General features: G+C 71.3%; 11 protein-coding genes. 6 read left to right on the top strand and 5 right to left on the bottom strand.

The features are described 5' to 3' along the window. Positions 1-57: 57 nt before the first annotated feature. The 3 genes from E1295_RS30970 to E1295_RS30960 form a co-directional block, all read right to left on the bottom strand. A complete protein-coding gene (locus E1295_RS30970; protein WP_132635618.1) occupies positions 58-2,409 on the bottom strand; it encodes an AAA family ATPase in 2,352 nt (783 codons plus the stop codon). Between the two features lie 64 nt (positions 2,410-2,473). Further along, a complete protein-coding gene (locus tag E1295_RS30965) occupies positions 2,474-3,370 on the bottom strand; it encodes a haloalkane dehalogenase (protein ID WP_132635615.1) in 897 nt (298 codons plus the stop codon). 54 nt (positions 3,371-3,424) lie between these two features. Next, complete coding sequence (locus E1295_RS30960) at positions 3,425-5,089, bottom strand: tetratricopeptide repeat protein (protein WP_246080554.1); 1,665 nt, start codon at positions 5,087-5,089, stop codon at positions 3,425-3,427. Positions 5,090-5,420: 331 nt separating this feature from the next. Between E1295_RS30960 and E1295_RS30955 the strand changes: the two genes are divergently transcribed. Further along, positions 5,421-6,950: an MFS transporter gene (locus E1295_RS30955; RefSeq protein WP_132635609.1), complete on the top strand. Its 1,530-nt coding sequence runs from the start codon at positions 5,421-5,423 to the stop codon at positions 6,948-6,950. 35 nt (positions 6,951-6,985) lie between these two features. After that, the gene (locus tag E1295_RS30950; protein WP_166427490.1) at positions 6,986-7,711 is read left to right on the top strand and encodes a DoxX family protein; all 726 of its coding nucleotides are present in this window, start codon (positions 6,986-6,988) and stop codon (positions 7,709-7,711) included. 21 nt (positions 7,712-7,732) lie between these two features. Here E1295_RS30950 and E1295_RS30945 read toward each other — a convergent pair whose 3' ends face one another. Both E1295_RS30945 and E1295_RS30940 read right to left on the bottom strand, forming a co-directional pair. After that, entirely contained in the window at positions 7,733-8,794 is a 1,062-nt protein-coding gene (locus E1295_RS30945) for a glycoside hydrolase family 76 protein (protein ID WP_166427489.1), read from the bottom strand. A gap of 74 nt (positions 8,795-8,868) precedes the next feature. Then, entirely contained in the window at positions 8,869-10,023 is a 1,155-nt protein-coding gene (locus tag E1295_RS30940) for a GntR family transcriptional regulator (protein WP_132635600.1), read from the bottom strand. Between the two features lie 186 nt (positions 10,024-10,209). Here E1295_RS30940 and E1295_RS30935 point away from each other — a divergent pair, with 186 nt between their 5' ends. From E1295_RS30935 to E1295_RS30920, 4 genes are read left to right on the top strand one after another with little or no spacing between them, the layout of a single operon-like run. Further along, positions 10,210-11,163, top strand: a complete 954-nt coding sequence (locus tag E1295_RS30935; RefSeq protein WP_220448985.1) for a carbohydrate ABC transporter permease — start codon at positions 10,210-10,212, stop codon at positions 11,161-11,163. Between the two features lie 5 nt (positions 11,164-11,168). After that, the gene (locus E1295_RS30930) at positions 11,169-12,059 is read left to right on the top strand and encodes a carbohydrate ABC transporter permease (RefSeq protein WP_132635597.1); all 891 of its coding nucleotides are present in this window, start codon (positions 11,169-11,171) and stop codon (positions 12,057-12,059) included. A gap of 37 nt (positions 12,060-12,096) precedes the next feature. Further along, the gene (locus tag E1295_RS30925) at positions 12,097-13,374 is read left to right on the top strand and encodes an ABC transporter substrate-binding protein (RefSeq protein ID WP_132635594.1); all 1,278 of its coding nucleotides are present in this window, start codon (positions 12,097-12,099) and stop codon (positions 13,372-13,374) included. Between the two features lie 11 nt (positions 13,375-13,385). Next, positions 13,386-14,885 carry a glycoside hydrolase family 76 protein gene (locus E1295_RS30920; RefSeq protein WP_132635591.1) on the top strand — a complete coding sequence of 500 codons (1,500 nt, stop codon included), beginning with the start codon at positions 13,386-13,388 and terminating at the stop codon, positions 14,883-14,885. The last annotated feature ends 443 nt before the right edge of the window (positions 14,886-15,328 follow it).

Here is a 15,328-nt window from a genome sequence, read left to right as displayed (position 1 = left end):
CGACGCCGAGCCACCCATCGTGCTCATCTTGCTACACCGGGTGAGCGTCGTGGTGGATTACCGGCCGGAAAGTTCGTCCACGGCGGTGCGGACGTCCTCGCTCGTGATCGTCGTCAGGTCGGCGGAGCTGGCCGAGCCGCCCCGCGCGGCGTGCGCGGCCAGCCGTACGTCGCGGCGCATGGCGGCGCGCTCGAACAGCGAGCGGGCGAAGCGGCCGTTGCCGAGCCCGTCGATCAGCCGCTCCTCGCACACCCAGGCGAACACCTCGTCGAGCCGGCGCAGCGCCTCCTCGTCGAACGAGTCGCCCGAGCGCTCCGCGAGCAGCACCGCGATCTCCGACAGCTCGGAGGGGGAGTAGCTGGGGAAGGCCACCCGCTGGTTGAACCGGCTGGCCAGGCCGGGGTTGGTGGCCAGGAAGGAGTCCATCTCGCGCTGGTAGCCGGCCAGCACGATCACGAGCCGGTCGCGGTCGTCCTCGGCGCGCTTGAGCAGGGTCTGCACGGCCTCGGCGCCGAAGGCGTCGCCGCCCTGGTAGCCGGGGTTGACCAGGCTGTAGGCCTCGTCGATGAAGAGCACGCCGCCGAGCGCGCGGTCGACCAGCTCGTTGGTCTTGATCGCGGTGGCGCCGAGGTGCTGGCCGACCAGGTCGGCCCGGTGCGCCTCGACGACGTCGGGCCTGGCCAGCAGGCCGAGCGCGGCGAACACCCGGCCGAGCACCCTGGCGACCGTGGTCTTGCCCGTGCCGGGCGGGCCGGCGAACACGAAGTGCCGCATCTGCGGCGGGGTGGGCAGCCCACGCTCCTGCCGCATCCTGGCCACCTGGAGCTGGGCGGCGATCGCGTGCACCTGCCGTTTGACCGGTTCGAGGCCGGCCATCCTGTCGAGGTCGGCCAGCGCCTCCTCCAGCGTGGGCGTGGCCACGTAGCCGCGGAAGCGCGCGGTCAGCTCCTCGAACGCCTTGGTGACGTCGGGCGTGGTGGTGGTGACGAGGTCGTGCGTGGTCGGCGTGCCGCCCGCGCCCACCACCCGTACGTCGCGGGCCTGCGCGGCGGCCTCCACCAGGCTGCGCGCGAACCTGGCGTTGCCCAGCTCGTCGATCAGGCCGCGCCGGTGCACGTCGTCGAACAGGCCGAGCAGCACCCGCTTGGTGTCGTCGCCCATCGTGTCGCCCCTGCGCTTCTGCAGCAGCTCGGTGACCTCGACCAGCTCGGCGGGGGAGTAGCCGGGGAAGCGTACGCGCGTGGCGAACCTGCTGGCCAGGCCGGGGTTGCTGGACAGGAACGAGCCCATCTCCTGCTCGTAGCCGGCCAGGATGATGATCAGCCGGTCGCGGTCGTCCTCGGCGCGCTTGAGCAGGGTCTGCACGGCCTCGGCGCCGAACCGGTCGGGCTGCCCGTCGGAGGAGTTGACCAGTCCGTACGCCTCGTCGATGAAGAGCACGCCGCCGAGCGCGCGGTCGACCAGCTCGTTGGTCTTGATCGCGGTGGCGCCCAGGAACTCGCCCACCAGGTCGGCCCGCTGCGCCTCGACGACGTAGGGGGTCTCCAGCAGGCCGAAGGCGTAGAAGATCTTGGCCAGCGCGCGAGCCACGCTGGTCTTGCCGGTGCCGGGCGGGCCGGCGAAGACGAAGTGCCTGGTGGGGCGGTCGGTGGTGTAGCCGGCCTCGGCCCGCAGCCTGGACGCCTCGATGGAGGCGGCGATCGAGCGCACCTGCTCCTTGACCGGCGCCAGGCCGACCATGCTCTCCAGCTCGCCCAGCGCCTCCTCGACGGAGATCTGCGGCGGCGCGGCGGACCGGTCCTGGGCGGACTCGGGCCTGCCCTCGCGCACCCTGACCCGGACCTGCTGCTCCTCGGCCGCGGCGCGCTCGGCCCTGGTCCTGCGGGCCAGCACGAAACGCTGGGTCAGCACGGCGAGGGCGGCGGCGTACGCGACCCACACGGAGACGTTCTCCGAGGCGAAGGAGAGCGGGACGGCGAGCAGGCCGGCGGGAGCGAGCGCCACCAGCGTCGTCACCCACGGCGTCACCCAGCGGATCAGGTGAGCGGCGGCCGCCACGGGCAGCGCCAGCCCGACCATGAGGTGCACCGAGCCCGAGCCGGGCGGGAACAACCCGGAGAAGAGCGGCAGCGCCAGCACGACCCAGCCCGCGACCACCAGCGCGGTGGCGGCGGCGCGCGGGAAGCGCATGGTCAGGGCCACGAACGCGAGCGCGAGCAGGACGAGGGGGAAGGTGCCCAGAAGGTCCCATCCGAGTGCGGCGCCCACGCCCATGGCGGCGACCAGCACGACCACGTAGAGCACCCGGCGCACGGCGGGGGGAATCTGGTAGTAACGCTGCCGCACCTTCTCGAACAGATCCCGCGCCGCGGCCCGCCCCGCCGCCTGGGCCCTGTCGGACTCACGCATCACGCCTCCCCGGTCCGCCCCCGGTTATACCGCACCGGACGGGCGATTGGGCGGTCCTGACACGCTAGGTGGAGGTCACGAAAGAGGCGATGTGGCGGCCGAGTTCGGCCCCCGCGTCCTCCTGGAGGAAGTGCCCGGCGCCCTCGATCACGGGATGTCGCAGGCCGGAGGCGCCGGAGATCGATTTGAGCAGAATGGGCGCCATGCCGCCGGTGATGGGATCGCCGTCCGAGAACGCCACCAGGAAGGGCCGGTCGAGCGTGGTGAGAACCTGCCAGGCAGCGCGGTTGGCCGGCGCGGCGGGGTCGTCGGGCGTGATCGGCACGAGGCCGGGCATGGCCCGCGGGCCCGCTTTGTACTCCTCGCCGGGGAACGGCGCGTCGTAGGCCGCGCGGACCTCGTCGGGCAGCCGCGTCCTGGAGCCCGCCTGCACGAGCCTGGCGATGTCGAGGACCGGGGCCTTGAGCACGGTGTTCTTGAACTGGTGCCACACCTCGGGCATGGGAATGTCACCCGTCGGCAAGCCCGTGTTCGCCGCCACGATCCTGGCGATCCGCCCGGGATGCTCGGCGGCGACGCGCAGCCCGATGAGCCCGCCCCAGTCCTGCCCGACGACGGTGACGCCGTTCAGCCCGAGCGCGTCGAACAGCAGGGCGCGCGTCCACTCCACATGCCGGGCGTAGGCGTGGGCGGCGAGGTCGGCCGGCTTGTCGGAGCGGCCGAACCCGACGAAATCCGGGGCGATCGCGCGCAGCCCGGCCGCGGCCAGTTCGGGCATGACGTGCCGGTAGAGGAACGACCAGGTCGGCTCGCCGTGCAGCAGCACGACGGGCTCGCCGTCGGCGGGGCCCGCCTCGACGTAGGCCATGCGCAGGCCGTCGGCGACCTCGGCGTAGCGGGGTTCGTAGGGGAAGCCGGGCAGGCCGGCGAAGCGCTCTTCAGGTGTGCGCAGGACGTGCATAGAACATTATTCTACGCCACCTGGCCGGGCCGCGCCCTTGGTCCCGCGGCCCGATCAGGCGCGGCGCTGGTGGCGGCCCGGGTACTCGCCGAGGAACACCTGCTTGGGCGTGATGCGCAGGACGTCCGAGTCGGCCTGGGCGATGCCGCGCACCTCCACCCAGAAGCGCCGCTGCGAAGGGTCCGTGGCGAACACGGCCACCCTGGGGTCGGCCTCGATGGCGTCCCAGGCCTCCGTCTCGGCGATCAGCCGCAGCTCGCCCGACGAGGTGACGGACGCCACCGCGCCCGCGACCCGGGGGCCGAGGGAGTCGGCGTAGGACAGGACGATGCCGCGGGCGTACGAGAAGGTCCGGCGTGCCTCGGGGCCGAGCGGGACGGACGGCTCGGCGCCGATGGGCAGGTCGCACATGAGCAGGGAGGACCGCCACGGGCCCGCGCCGCCGCGCCACCACGCCCGCGCCGCGCGGGCCAGGAACACCGCCATCGCCACGCCCAGCGCGCCGAGCCCGGTACGCCAGGCCCAGGCCGACCCGAACAGCCCGCCCGCCGCGCTCGCCACGGCGCAGAGCACCACGAGCGCGGTCGCGGCCAGCAGCCACCCGTCCCCCCGGTGCCGGGCGCGCAGGTAACCGCGCACCATCGGGTACGGCACCGCGACCGCCGCCAGGGCGGCTCGCGGCTCCACGGCCAGGGCCCCGCCGAGCAGCGGCACGAGCACCGTCCACGTCCTGCCGAGCAGGATCCAGAGCGTCACGCCGGTGTTGCGCCTGGCGGTGCGTTCGCTGTCCTGAACGCGCGCCGACTCGGCCAGCGCCCGCAGCGGGCGTCCCCGCCACGCCTCGGCCAGCGCGCGTACGCCGGCCAGCGCCGGCCAGCCCAGCACCGCGATGCCCGCCAGCCCGGCCCAGACGGGGTCGAACGCGGGCGGCAACACCGGCCCGGCCGCCAGCAGCAGCCAGGCGGCGAACGCCGCCACCGACACCGCCGCCGACACCAGGTGTGCGCCGAGCCAGGGGTCGAGGCGGAGCATCGGCCGTACATATCGCCACAGTCCCACCCTCCTGGCCTGCCTGACCGTGAGCGGCGCCAGCGCGGCCAGCACGGCGAAGCCGGCGAGCTCGGCCTGCGCGCCCCAGTCCGTCAGCAGCGCGGCCGCGGCGATCGCGACCGTGGCGACGGCGACCAGCAGACGGGCCTGGCGGGACCAGACCTCCAGAGCGCGCCTCGCCCGGGAGGTGTCGCGCGGGTTCACCGGCCACGCGGGGTCGTGGTGCGGGCGAGGCCGGTCCCAGCGCAGCAACGACAGGCCGAGGTTCACGTGGGCCTGCGGATGACCGGGTTCGGTGGCGAGCGCGGCGCGGTAGGACCGCTCGGCGGCGGCGTGGTCGCCGCGCAGCAGGGCCAGGTCGCCCAGCATGACCTCGGGGCCGGCCTCCTCGGGCGCGAACTTGCCCGCCAGGGCGGCGTGCTGGACCGCATCCCCCCAGCGGCCCGGCACGCGGCGCAGGACCGAGGCCAGCCGCAGGCGGGCCGGCCAGGAGCCGCGGGCCAGCTCGACGGCCCGCTCCGCGGCCGGCACGGCGTCGGCGTCGCGGCCCAGCCGCTCGTGGGCGAGGCTCATCAGCCGGTACGCCCACTCCGCCGAGGGGTCCAGGTCGGCCGCCAGGCGGGCGGCGTCGAGGGCGGAGTCGGGGCGGCCGGCGTTCAGCCTGGCCACGGCCTCGGCGCACCACTCGCGAGAGGACCGGTCGGGTGGATCGCCTGGTCTGCCACGTAGATCGGTCCCCACGATCCCATGATCGCTATGAGAGTGATCGTTGGATAGATCCGGACATATGGCTGTATCTCTCTAGAGAGGTTCGTGTGTGACCCTGGATCAGGCGATACCGCTATGACAAGTGCCTGACATGGCCTAAGCTGCCACGCAAGCCGGAGCGGAGGAGCCTGGCGCGAGGCCTCGGGAGGAGTGAGTGCCGAGCCGTGGTCCCCACGCGCCGACCTGAGAGCACGTGCGGGCCCTGGACACGGATCGGCCTGCAAGGAGGCCCATGACCGTCACACAGGCCGCACCTTTCGTGCGGACTGCGAACCGGGAGCACCGGGACCACCGCTGGTCCATCCTCGTGCTCCTGTGCCTGAGCCTGCTGCTGATCACGGTCGACGCCACGGTCCTGCACATCGCGGTGCCCACGCTCACCGCCGCGCTCGAACCCTCCGCCGTGCAGCTGCTGTGGATCATCGACATCTACTCGCTGGTGGTCGCGCCGCTGCTGATCATGTTCGGCACGCTCGGCGACAAGTACGGCCGCAAACGCATGGTGTTGGGCGGCTTCGTGCTGTTCGGCCTGGCCTCGGCCGGCGCCGCCTTCGCTCCCACCCCGCTGACCCTCATCCTGGCCAGGGCGCTCCTCGGCGTCGGCGGTGCGATGATCATGCCGGCCACGCTCTCGCTGATCCGCCAGGTGTTCACCGACCGGCGCGAGCGGGCCATCGCGCTGGGCGTGTGGAGCGCGGTCGCCGCCGCGGGCGCGGCCGTCGGGCCCCTCATCGGCGGCGTGCTCGTCGGCATCTGGTGGGGCGCGGTCTTCCTCATCAACGTGCCGATCCTGCTGGTGCTGCTGCCCGCCGCCGTCAGGCTGCTGCCCGACTCGCGCGGGCACGGGGACCGGCCCTGGGACGCGGTGAGCGCCGTGCTCTCGGTGCTCGGCATCCTCGCGCTGGCGTTCGGGCTGAAGGAGGCGGGGTCGGGCAGCCTGATGCCGCTGTGGGCGTCCGTACTCGTGTTCCTGGCCGGGCTCGGGCTGCTGGCCGCCTTCGTGCGACGGCAGACGCGGCTGACCGTGCCGCTGCTGGAGACCGGGTTGTTCCGGCGGCGTGAGTTCGCCACCGGGGTCGCGGGGGTGCTGCTCGGCGTGTTCGCGCTGGTCGGGCTCCAGCTCATGCTCGCCCAATACCTCCAGCTCGTCCTCGGCGACAGCCCGCTGCGCGCCGCCGTCCGGATGTTGCCGCTGGTCGTCTCCGCCATCACCGGCGGGCTCGCCGCCGCCCACATCCTGCCGAGGATCGGCATGCGGGCCACCATGAGCGGCGGTCTCGGCCTCGTCGCGCTGGCGCTGACGCCCACGCTCAGCTGGGGCGTGGAGGGCCATCCCGTGATGCTGGCGATCTGCTTCGTCGGCATCGGCTTCGGGGTGCAGGTGGCGCTGCTGGCCGCCTCCGACACGATCATGTCGTCGGCCACCGAGGGGCAGGCGGGTGGGGCCGCGGCCATCGAGGAGACCGCCTACGAGCTCGGGGCCGGGCTGGGCGTGGCGGTGCTCGGCACGATCACCGCGATCGTGTACGCCCCCGGGCTCCCCGCCGTGCCGGGGGTGTCCGCGGGCGGAATGGACAAGGCCAGGCAGTCGCTCGCCTCCGCCGCGCACGTCGCGGACGAGATCGGCGGCAGAGCGGGCGTCGCGCTGCTGGACGCCGCCCGGTGGGCCTTCGTCAACGCCCTGCACACGACCGTGGTCGTGAGCGTCGTTCTGCTGAGCCTGACCGCCGTCGCGGTGGCCACGCTGCTCAGCCGTGATTGAGGTGTGCCATGTCCCGATCAGGGCAGACAACAACCGTGAGACAGGCCCTTCGCGATCTTGCCGCTTTAGTCGCCCGCATCGGTGTGGGCGGCATCTTCTTCGCCAACGGCTGGGCCAAGCTGGAAGACGGGCTGAAGATCACCGGTGAGAAGTTCCTGGAACAGGGTGCTCCCGCGCCCGGAGCCTGGGCCACGATCACGATGCTCGCCGAGCTCATCGGCGGCGCACTGCTGATCGCCGGGTTGGCGGTCTCGGTCACCGGGCTGATCCTCTTCGCCGAGGCCCTCGCCGTCTTCGTGGTCGCGCCGCCGCTCAACCCCATCAGCCTGAACGAGCTGATCCTGCTCGGCGCGGCGTCCCTGCTGCTGGCCGTGGTGGGGGCGGGGCGGATCTCGGTGGACCACATGGTGGTGATCCGCCGGCGCGAGTCGGAGGCGGCCGACGAGTTCGCCGCCGACAGGGAGGCGGACAACGTCATCGCCTCCCTACGCGAACCTGACACCACCCCCAATCCCGACAAATCAGATAAACCCGATCAATCGGACAAGCCGGAAAAGGCCAGCAAGTCTGGCAAGGCCGGCAAGTCCGAACCCGCGCCTGAGCCGGCGGCGACGGAGGACACGGCGCCGCACCCGCGCCCGCGCTCCCAGAGCGGGGAGCCCAAGAGCGGCGACGACCCCGCGCCGGCGCCGGGCGACACGCTGGTCGCCGGCCGGAAGAAGCCTCCGGCCCGCAACCGCCGCACCACCACCTCCGACTGAGCGGCCCGGGGCAGGCAGGCGTCAGGCGGGGGCGACAGGGGAGGAGACCAGGGCGGCGCAGGCCTCGGTGGCCATGACGGCGCTCAGCTGGGCCGACAGGGGCACCTTGCCGTCCGCCGCGCGCGTCCACACCGGCCCGGCCAGGATCGTGCCGTCGCGCTCGCACGACCTCCACAGCCGTTCGGTGCTGGCCAGCATGAAGTCCCGCAGGTCCGGCACGTCCGCCGCGTCCACCAGCAGGCGCGCGTACCGGTAGAAGACGCCCTTGAACAGCCCTTCGTCACCGCCGCCGCCCTCGTCGGCGAAGACCCCGCCGGGGGCCAGCTCGGCGAGGGCCGTGCGGGCCGTCCTGGTGGCGCGCCGCAGGTAGTCGTCCTCCCCGAGCGCGCGGGCCAGCTCCACACAGGCCCCGATGTACAGGCCCTGGTTGTAGGTGAAACGCCACTGCTCGTCGATGGCGTGGTCCTGCTGCCGGTTGATTCCGTCGTGGACGAACCCGTCGGGCCGCACCAGCACGCGCTCCAGCCAGTCCATCGCCCGCCGCCCCCATGCCAGCTGCTCGGGGTCGCCCGTGTGCCGGTGCAGGCGGGCCGAGAGCACCACGAAGGGGCCGTTGGCGGGGGTGTTCTTGTAGTACGGCTGCGGGACCCGCCAGGCGATCCCGCCGCCCTCGTGCTCGTTCCAGCCGCTGTCCAGCACGTGCCGCCAGATCCGGGCCGCCTCCGCGCGCAGGTCGTCGTCGCCGCGGACCTCGGCCAGCCGCAGGATCGCCAGGCCGAACCAGAGCATGTCGTCGAAATAGTCGTTGAACAACGACCCGTCGTTGCGCGCGAGGATGTTGTCGTGGACCTCCATGGCGCGGTCCAGCCACGCCGGGTCCGAGGTCCGCTCGTACGCGTCCACCCGCGCGTCCAGGGCGTGCGCCAGCCACCAGTAGTTGAAGACGTCGTTGTCGCCGGGCCCCAGCGGGTGCCAGTTGTCGAACAGCTGCCGGCCGGGGGCGGCGAAGTAGTGATCCAGGCTGCGCTGCGCCACGTCGGCGCGGTCGTTCCAGAGCGTGCGTGAATCGGGCTCGGGCAACACCAGGCGTTCTCCGTTCGTCGTTGCGTGCGTGGTCCGTGAGCTGCGGGCCGGGTCCATGGGTCCGTGGGCCGCGTCTATCGCCGCCCGCGCTGGTCGTCGGCCTCGACGATCGTGAAGGGTACGATGGACCGTGCGGGCACGGGCTCGCCACGCGTCTGGGCGAGCAGCAGGTCGACCGCGCGCCTGCCCATCTCGCGCTGGTCCTGGCGCACGTGCAGGAAGGCGGGCCCCGCCACGGGGTCGCCGGCGGAGTCGAAGCAGGCGATGAGGGGCCGGTCCCGGCCGGGCGGGGCCTCGACGGCCCGGTCCATCACGCGCGCCAGGTTGTACTCGCAGACCACGAACGCGGTCACCTCGGGCTCGCGCTCCTGGAAGGCGCGGACCCGCTCCACGTCGGCCCGCACGTTCTCGGCGCTGAAGGCTCCGGGCAGGGTGCTGGACAGGCCGGTCAGCAGGTGCTGGTGGCCGAGGGGCAGGCCGCGCCCCGCCAGCGCGGTACGGAAGCCCTCCAGCCGCTCCTCGATGCTGGAGGTGTTCTCCGGCGGGGGAGAGACGAACGCGATGTGCCGGTGCCCCTGGTCGAGCAGGCGGTCGGTGAGGGTGCGGGCGGCGGCCACGTTGTCGGTGTGGACGGCGCACGCCTGGATGCCCGCCAGATAGCGGTCGACCAGCACCAGCGGGTAGCCGGCGAGGATGGTGCGCAGCAGGCGGGCGTTGTAGTACTCGCCGTGGACGGGAAAGACGATCAGCCCGTCGACGAGGCCGCCGTCGACCATGGACGCGACCGCGCGCTCCTCCTCCGCCTGGTCGCCACGGGTGCGTTTGATCACGAGGGCGATCCCGTGCTCGGCGCAGCGTTCCTCCACGGCGGCGAGCAGTTCGAGACCGTACGCCTCCGACGCGTCGGGATAGATCATCGCGATCGCCCCAGGAGCGCGCTCTCCCGGCGCCGCGCGCTCGGCCGCTGTGCCGGTGGAGGGGATCGCGAGCTGGTCGAGGTCGGGCAGCTCGCCGGCGACGAACGAGCCCTTGCCGCGGATGCGCTCCACGACGCCCGCCTGCCGCAGGAGCTCCAGGGCGCGCTTCGAGGTGATGCGGCTGACCTCGAACCGCTCGGCGAGCTCCATCTCGGAGGAGACGCGGTCTCCCGGGACCAGGGCGCCCCGCCTAATCTCGTCCAGCACGTATTCGATGATCCGCTCGTAGAGCAGCGGGCCTCTTGCGACCACTCTTCCCCTTAGGCCACGAAAGTTGGTATGTCGACGGAAACTAGGTATATACCATCTTGCCGCCCATCGGCCTGGACTCGGTTATCGAGATATTTCGTCCTGATATCTCCAACATATTGACTTATATCAACATGCTTCCTACCTTTCCCACAAGTGACCTCTCCGGGAAGTCCCGAAGGAGACCGCGTGACCAGGACGCTCGCCACAGGGCCGGACATCCGCGGGCCCGCTGCCGGCCCGCCTCGGCATGGACGGCCCCCTGAACGGTCGGCGCTGGGCCGTCACCAGGCGCGCGCCGGCATGGCGTTCACCGCGCCGGCGATGGTGTTGTTCCTCGTCTTCACCGTGCTGCCGGTGGCGGGCGCCTTCGGGCTCAGCTTCACGACGTACGACGTGCTCACGCCGCCTTCCTGGGCCGGCCTGGCCAACTACGGGCGCCTCCTCGAGGACGACACGTTCTTCACCACGCTGAAGAACATCCTCTACTACTGCGCGATGTTCGTGCCCGCCATGATCGCCATCTCGCTGGTGCTGGCGCTGGCGCTCAGCCGGCGGCTCCCGGGCATGGCGATCTTCCGCACCGTCTACTTCATCCCGGTCGTCACCTCGCCCGTGGCCGCCGCCACCGTGTGGGCGTGGATGCTGAACAGCCACTACGGCCCCATCAACGAGGTGCTCGGATATTTCGGCATCCCCGGCCCCGCCTGGGTGGGCGACGGCAGCACGGCCATGGTGTCCATCGTGATCGTCACGCTGTGGCAGGGAGTGGGCTCCAACATGCTCATCTACCTGGCCGGCCTGCAGAACGTCCCGGCCCATCTGTACGAGGCCGCCGCGCTCGACGGGGCCGGTCGCTGGCGGACGTTCCTGCACATCACCTGGCCCTCGCTGCGCACGACCACCTTCTTCGTCACGACCCTGTCGCTGATCGGCGCGTTCCAGCTCTTCGACCAGGCGTACGTCATGACCAAGGGCGGTCCTGGCAACACGACGCTGACGCCCGTCTACCAGATCTACGAGACGGGCTTCAACCGGCTGCAGATGGGCTACGCCTCCGCGCAGGCCTTCACCCTGTTCATCATCATCGTCGCCGTCACGGTGATCAACATGCGGGTCAACCGCGACCAAGTGCCGGAGTGATGCCCATGACCAGCAGGACCACCGCGACGATCCGTCTCGTGCTCGGCCGCACGGTCTTCTACGGCGTGCTGACGGTGATGGGCCTGTTCATGCTGCTGCCGTTCCTGTGGTCGCTGAGCACGTCGCTCAAGCCGAACGAGGACATCATCGCGCTGCCCATCAAGTGGCTGCCCGGCTCGATCACCTTCGAGCACTACTGGTCGGCGTTCACCACCGTCCCGTTCGCCCGGCACTTCGCCAACTCGATGCTGCTGGCCGTGGCGGGCGTGGCGACCAACGTGCTGCTCGGCGCGCTGGCGGGCTACGCCTTCGCCCGGCTGGCGTTCCGGGGCAACCGGCTGCTGTTCCGGCTGCTGCTGGCCTCGATGATGGTGCCGCCCGTCGTGACGCTGGTGCCGTCGTTCATCATTGTCAGGAGCATGCCGCTGGCGGGCGGCAACGACCTCACCGGCCAGGGCGGGGCCGGGCTGCTCAACACGTACTGGGCGGTCATCCTGCCGGGAGCGGTCGGGGCCTTCGCGGTGTTCATGATGCGTCAGTTCTTCCTGGCGCTGCCCAAGGACCTGGGCGAGGCCGCCCGCGTCGACGGGTGCCGCGAGTTCCGCATCTTCTGGAGCATCTACCTGCCCCTGTGCCGTCCCGCGCTGGCCACCCTGTCGGTGTTCACGTTCGTCGCCGGCTGGAACGGCTTCCTGTGGCCCCTGATCGTGCTCAACGACCCCGACATGATGACGATCCAGATGAGCCTGGCCGCCTTCTCCTACAACCAGAAGACCGACTACGGGCCGCTCATGGCCGGATCGATCGTCGCCATGGTGCCCACGCTCCTGCTGTTCGCCTTCGGACAGCGCTACCTCACCCGCGGCCTGGCCTTCACCGGCACGGGCTCCAGGTGACCCCCCTTGTGATCTCCGAGAAAGGAACGAGCCGCCGATGCGCTGGACTCTGCCCGGGCGGCTGGCCGTCACCACCGTCGCCCTCCTGACCGTGGTCTCCACCGGCTGCGCCCCGTCCGACGACGACTCCTCCGGCTCCGGTGACGTGGTCAGCCTGACCTTCTGGGGCGACTGGTCGGGCGAGGGCGAACAGCAGTTCAGGACGATGACCGACGCCTTCAACAAGACCCACCCCGGCATCCAGGTGGAGTACGTCGTCCAGGAGGACATGCTCACCAAGTTCCTCACCGCCTCGACCTCAGGCCAGGCCCCCGACGTCATGTTCTGGGACCGCTGGCGCACGGCCACGTACGCGCCCAAGAACGTGCTGGAGCCGCTCGACGAGCGCATGAAGAAGGACGGCATCGAGCGGGAGCGGTTCTACGGCGAGGCGGTGCGCGAGCTGAGCCACGACGGCAAGGTGTACGGCCTGCCGCTGACCGTCGACGCGCGGGCCCTGTTCTACAACACGACCCACCTGAAGGAGGCCGGGGTGGAGCCGCCGCGCACCTGGGCCGAGCTGGAGGAGGCGGCGATCAAGCTGACCAGGCGGGAGGGCGGCAAGCTCGTCCGCGCCGGGCTGTCGATGGACGACGCGGGCCTGTTCAGCATGTACCTGCGCCAGGCCGGCGGCCAGATGGTCACCGACGACTGCTCCCGCACCACCTTCAACAGCCCGCAGGGCGCGGAGGTGCTCGGCCTGTGGGACCGCATGGTCAAGGGCGGCGTCTACCAGACCGGGTTCGAGACCGGGCTGGGTGAGGGCACCGACGCGTTCGCCACCGGCAAGGTCTCCATGATCTTCACCGGGCCGTGGAACATCACCACCTACAAGAAGTACGGCAAGGACCTCGACTTCGGCATCGTGCCGCCGCCCGCGGGGCCGCAGGGCGGCAAGGCCAGTCTCATGGGCGGCTTCGGCCTGGTGATCCCGCGCGCGGCCAAGCAGAAGGACGCGGCCTGGGAGTTCGTCAAGTGGTGGACGGCCGAGAAGGCCAACGCGCTGAAGTGGGCCAAGACCAGCCTGAACATCCCCGGCAACGTGGAGGCGGCCGAGGACCCCTTCTTCACCGGTGACCCGTTCTGGAAGCCGATCCTCGACACGCTCGAATACGCCAAGGTACGGCCGGCCTGCGCCGGTTACCCGCCGATGGAGGACGACGTCCTCATCCCCAACCTGCAGTTGTTCCTCGGGGGCAAGGCCACCGCCGAGCAGGCCCTGGCCAAGTCCCAGGAGCAGGGCGACCGCGTCCTGACCCAGAACAACCTCGACTGAGGAGAGCATCCGTGAGAGCGCGCATCGCGGCCGTCTGCGTCGCGTTATTGGGCCTGTTGCAGGCCGGCCTGGTCGCCCGGCCGGCGCACGCCACCGTCCCCGAGGACGCCGACGCCGCCATGTCGGCCTTCGTCGACGCCTTCTGGGACCCGGAGAAGAAGTACTTCTACACCAACAGCGACCACCGTGTGCACGAGCACGCCCACGGGCCGGAGAACGGGCTCTACACCGACTTCTGGTGGGAGGCGCAGCTGTGGGAACTGGTGATGGACGCCTACGAGCGCACCCGCAGCCAGAAGTACCGGCAGCTGCTCGACGACGTGTACGCCGGTTTCGTCGCCTGCTACCCGGACTTCGCCAACGACTTCAACGACGATCTCGGGTGGTGGGCGCTGGCGAGCGCGCGGGCGTACGAGCTGACCGGGGACGAGACGTACCTGAACCGGTCGAAGCAGTTGTTCGAGCGGATCTGGGCCGAGCGCGACGACACGCACGGCGGCGGCATCTGGTGGCGCAGGAGCGTGCGCGACCAGAAGAACGTCGCCACGAACGCCCCCGCGGCGATCACGGCCACCAAGCTGCACGCCGCGACCGGAGACGACGCCTATCTGTCGCGGGCGCGCGACCTGTTCGCCTGGGTGAAGGAGAACCTGCAGGAGGACGGGCACGTCTACGACCACTTCGAAGCCGACGGCACGCTCGTCAAGTGGGACTTCACCTACAATTTCGGCACCTACATCGGCGCTGCCGCCGCGCTCCACGAGGCGACGGGCACGGCCTCCTATCTCGCCGACGCCCGGGCCGCCGCCGACTGGGCCACCGCCAACCTCACCAACGGCGGCACCCTGCTGCACGAGGGCGTCAACGACGGGGGCGGCTTCAAGGCGCTGCTGATCCGCTATCTCAACGTGCTGGTCACCCGGCACGGCCAGATGAAGTATCTGCCGTTCCTGCAGCGCAACGCCACCCAGGCCTGGCAGCACCGGCGTCCTTCCGACGACCTGATGGGCCCCGACTGGTCCGCGCCCGCGCCGGAGACGTTCCTGCAGAGCCTGACCGCGGCGGCCCCCGTCAGCATGCTCCAGATCGTCGAGCCTGACGGCAACGGCGGGATCCAGCCGGAGAACGGCGTCTACGAGGCCGAGAACGCCCGCTCCGAGGGCATCGGCGGGGAGAGCAGCCGGCCGGGCTTCACCGGCAGGGGTTACCTGGCCGGCTGGAACACCGCGGGCCAGGCGCTGACCGTCCACGTGAACGTCGGCCGCGCCGGGCCCCATCAGCTGCGCTTCCGCTACGCCGCCGGCGCAGGTGACGCGGGCCGTCGCATCCTGGTGAACGGCGCTCAGGCCGCCGACCTGAGCTTCCCCGCCACGGACGGCTGGGGCGACTGGGGCACCGCCGTGCTCGACGGCGTCCGGCTGGAGCGCGGGCACAACACGATCAGGATGGAGCTCGGCGCCGGCAACTACCTCAACCTCGACGCGATGACCCTCGGCGACCGGCGCACATGAGACCGGCTCGCGTTCAGGCCTTGCGAGGCCGGTGACGGCGGCGGATGCTGGCGGTGGCACCCACACCCCCCGGAGGGTCCTCGTGACGTCCCGCCGCTCAGTCCTCGCCGCCGTCGCCGTCCTCCTCCTCATCGGATACCTCCGAGGAAACCCCGCCTTCAGGCGGGGGAGGGATCGGACCCCTGCGGAGCAGGACAGGGGTAGCCGATTCGCCGCCAGGCGAACCGGCGTCAAAACGCCGCACGACATCGCAGGTTCGGTAGTGTGTTCGACGGTGGTGATGACCAAGCCACCGGACGAACGATCAGAAGCACCCTCGCCGCAGGGCTTGCGGAGAGGTGAAACGCCTGTGGAGCTGGTGTAAGACCTCAACGGGAGTTCCCTTTCCCGGGCGGGCGACCGGCGGTGAAGCAGGAAGGCCGGTCGGCGACGGCTGGAATCCC

This window comes from Nonomuraea mesophila (assembly GCF_004352805.1).
GTDB lineage: Bacteria > Actinomycetota > Actinomycetes > Streptosporangiales > Streptosporangiaceae > Nonomuraea > Nonomuraea longispora.
This window is presented reverse-complemented; position numbering and strand designations above follow the sequence as displayed.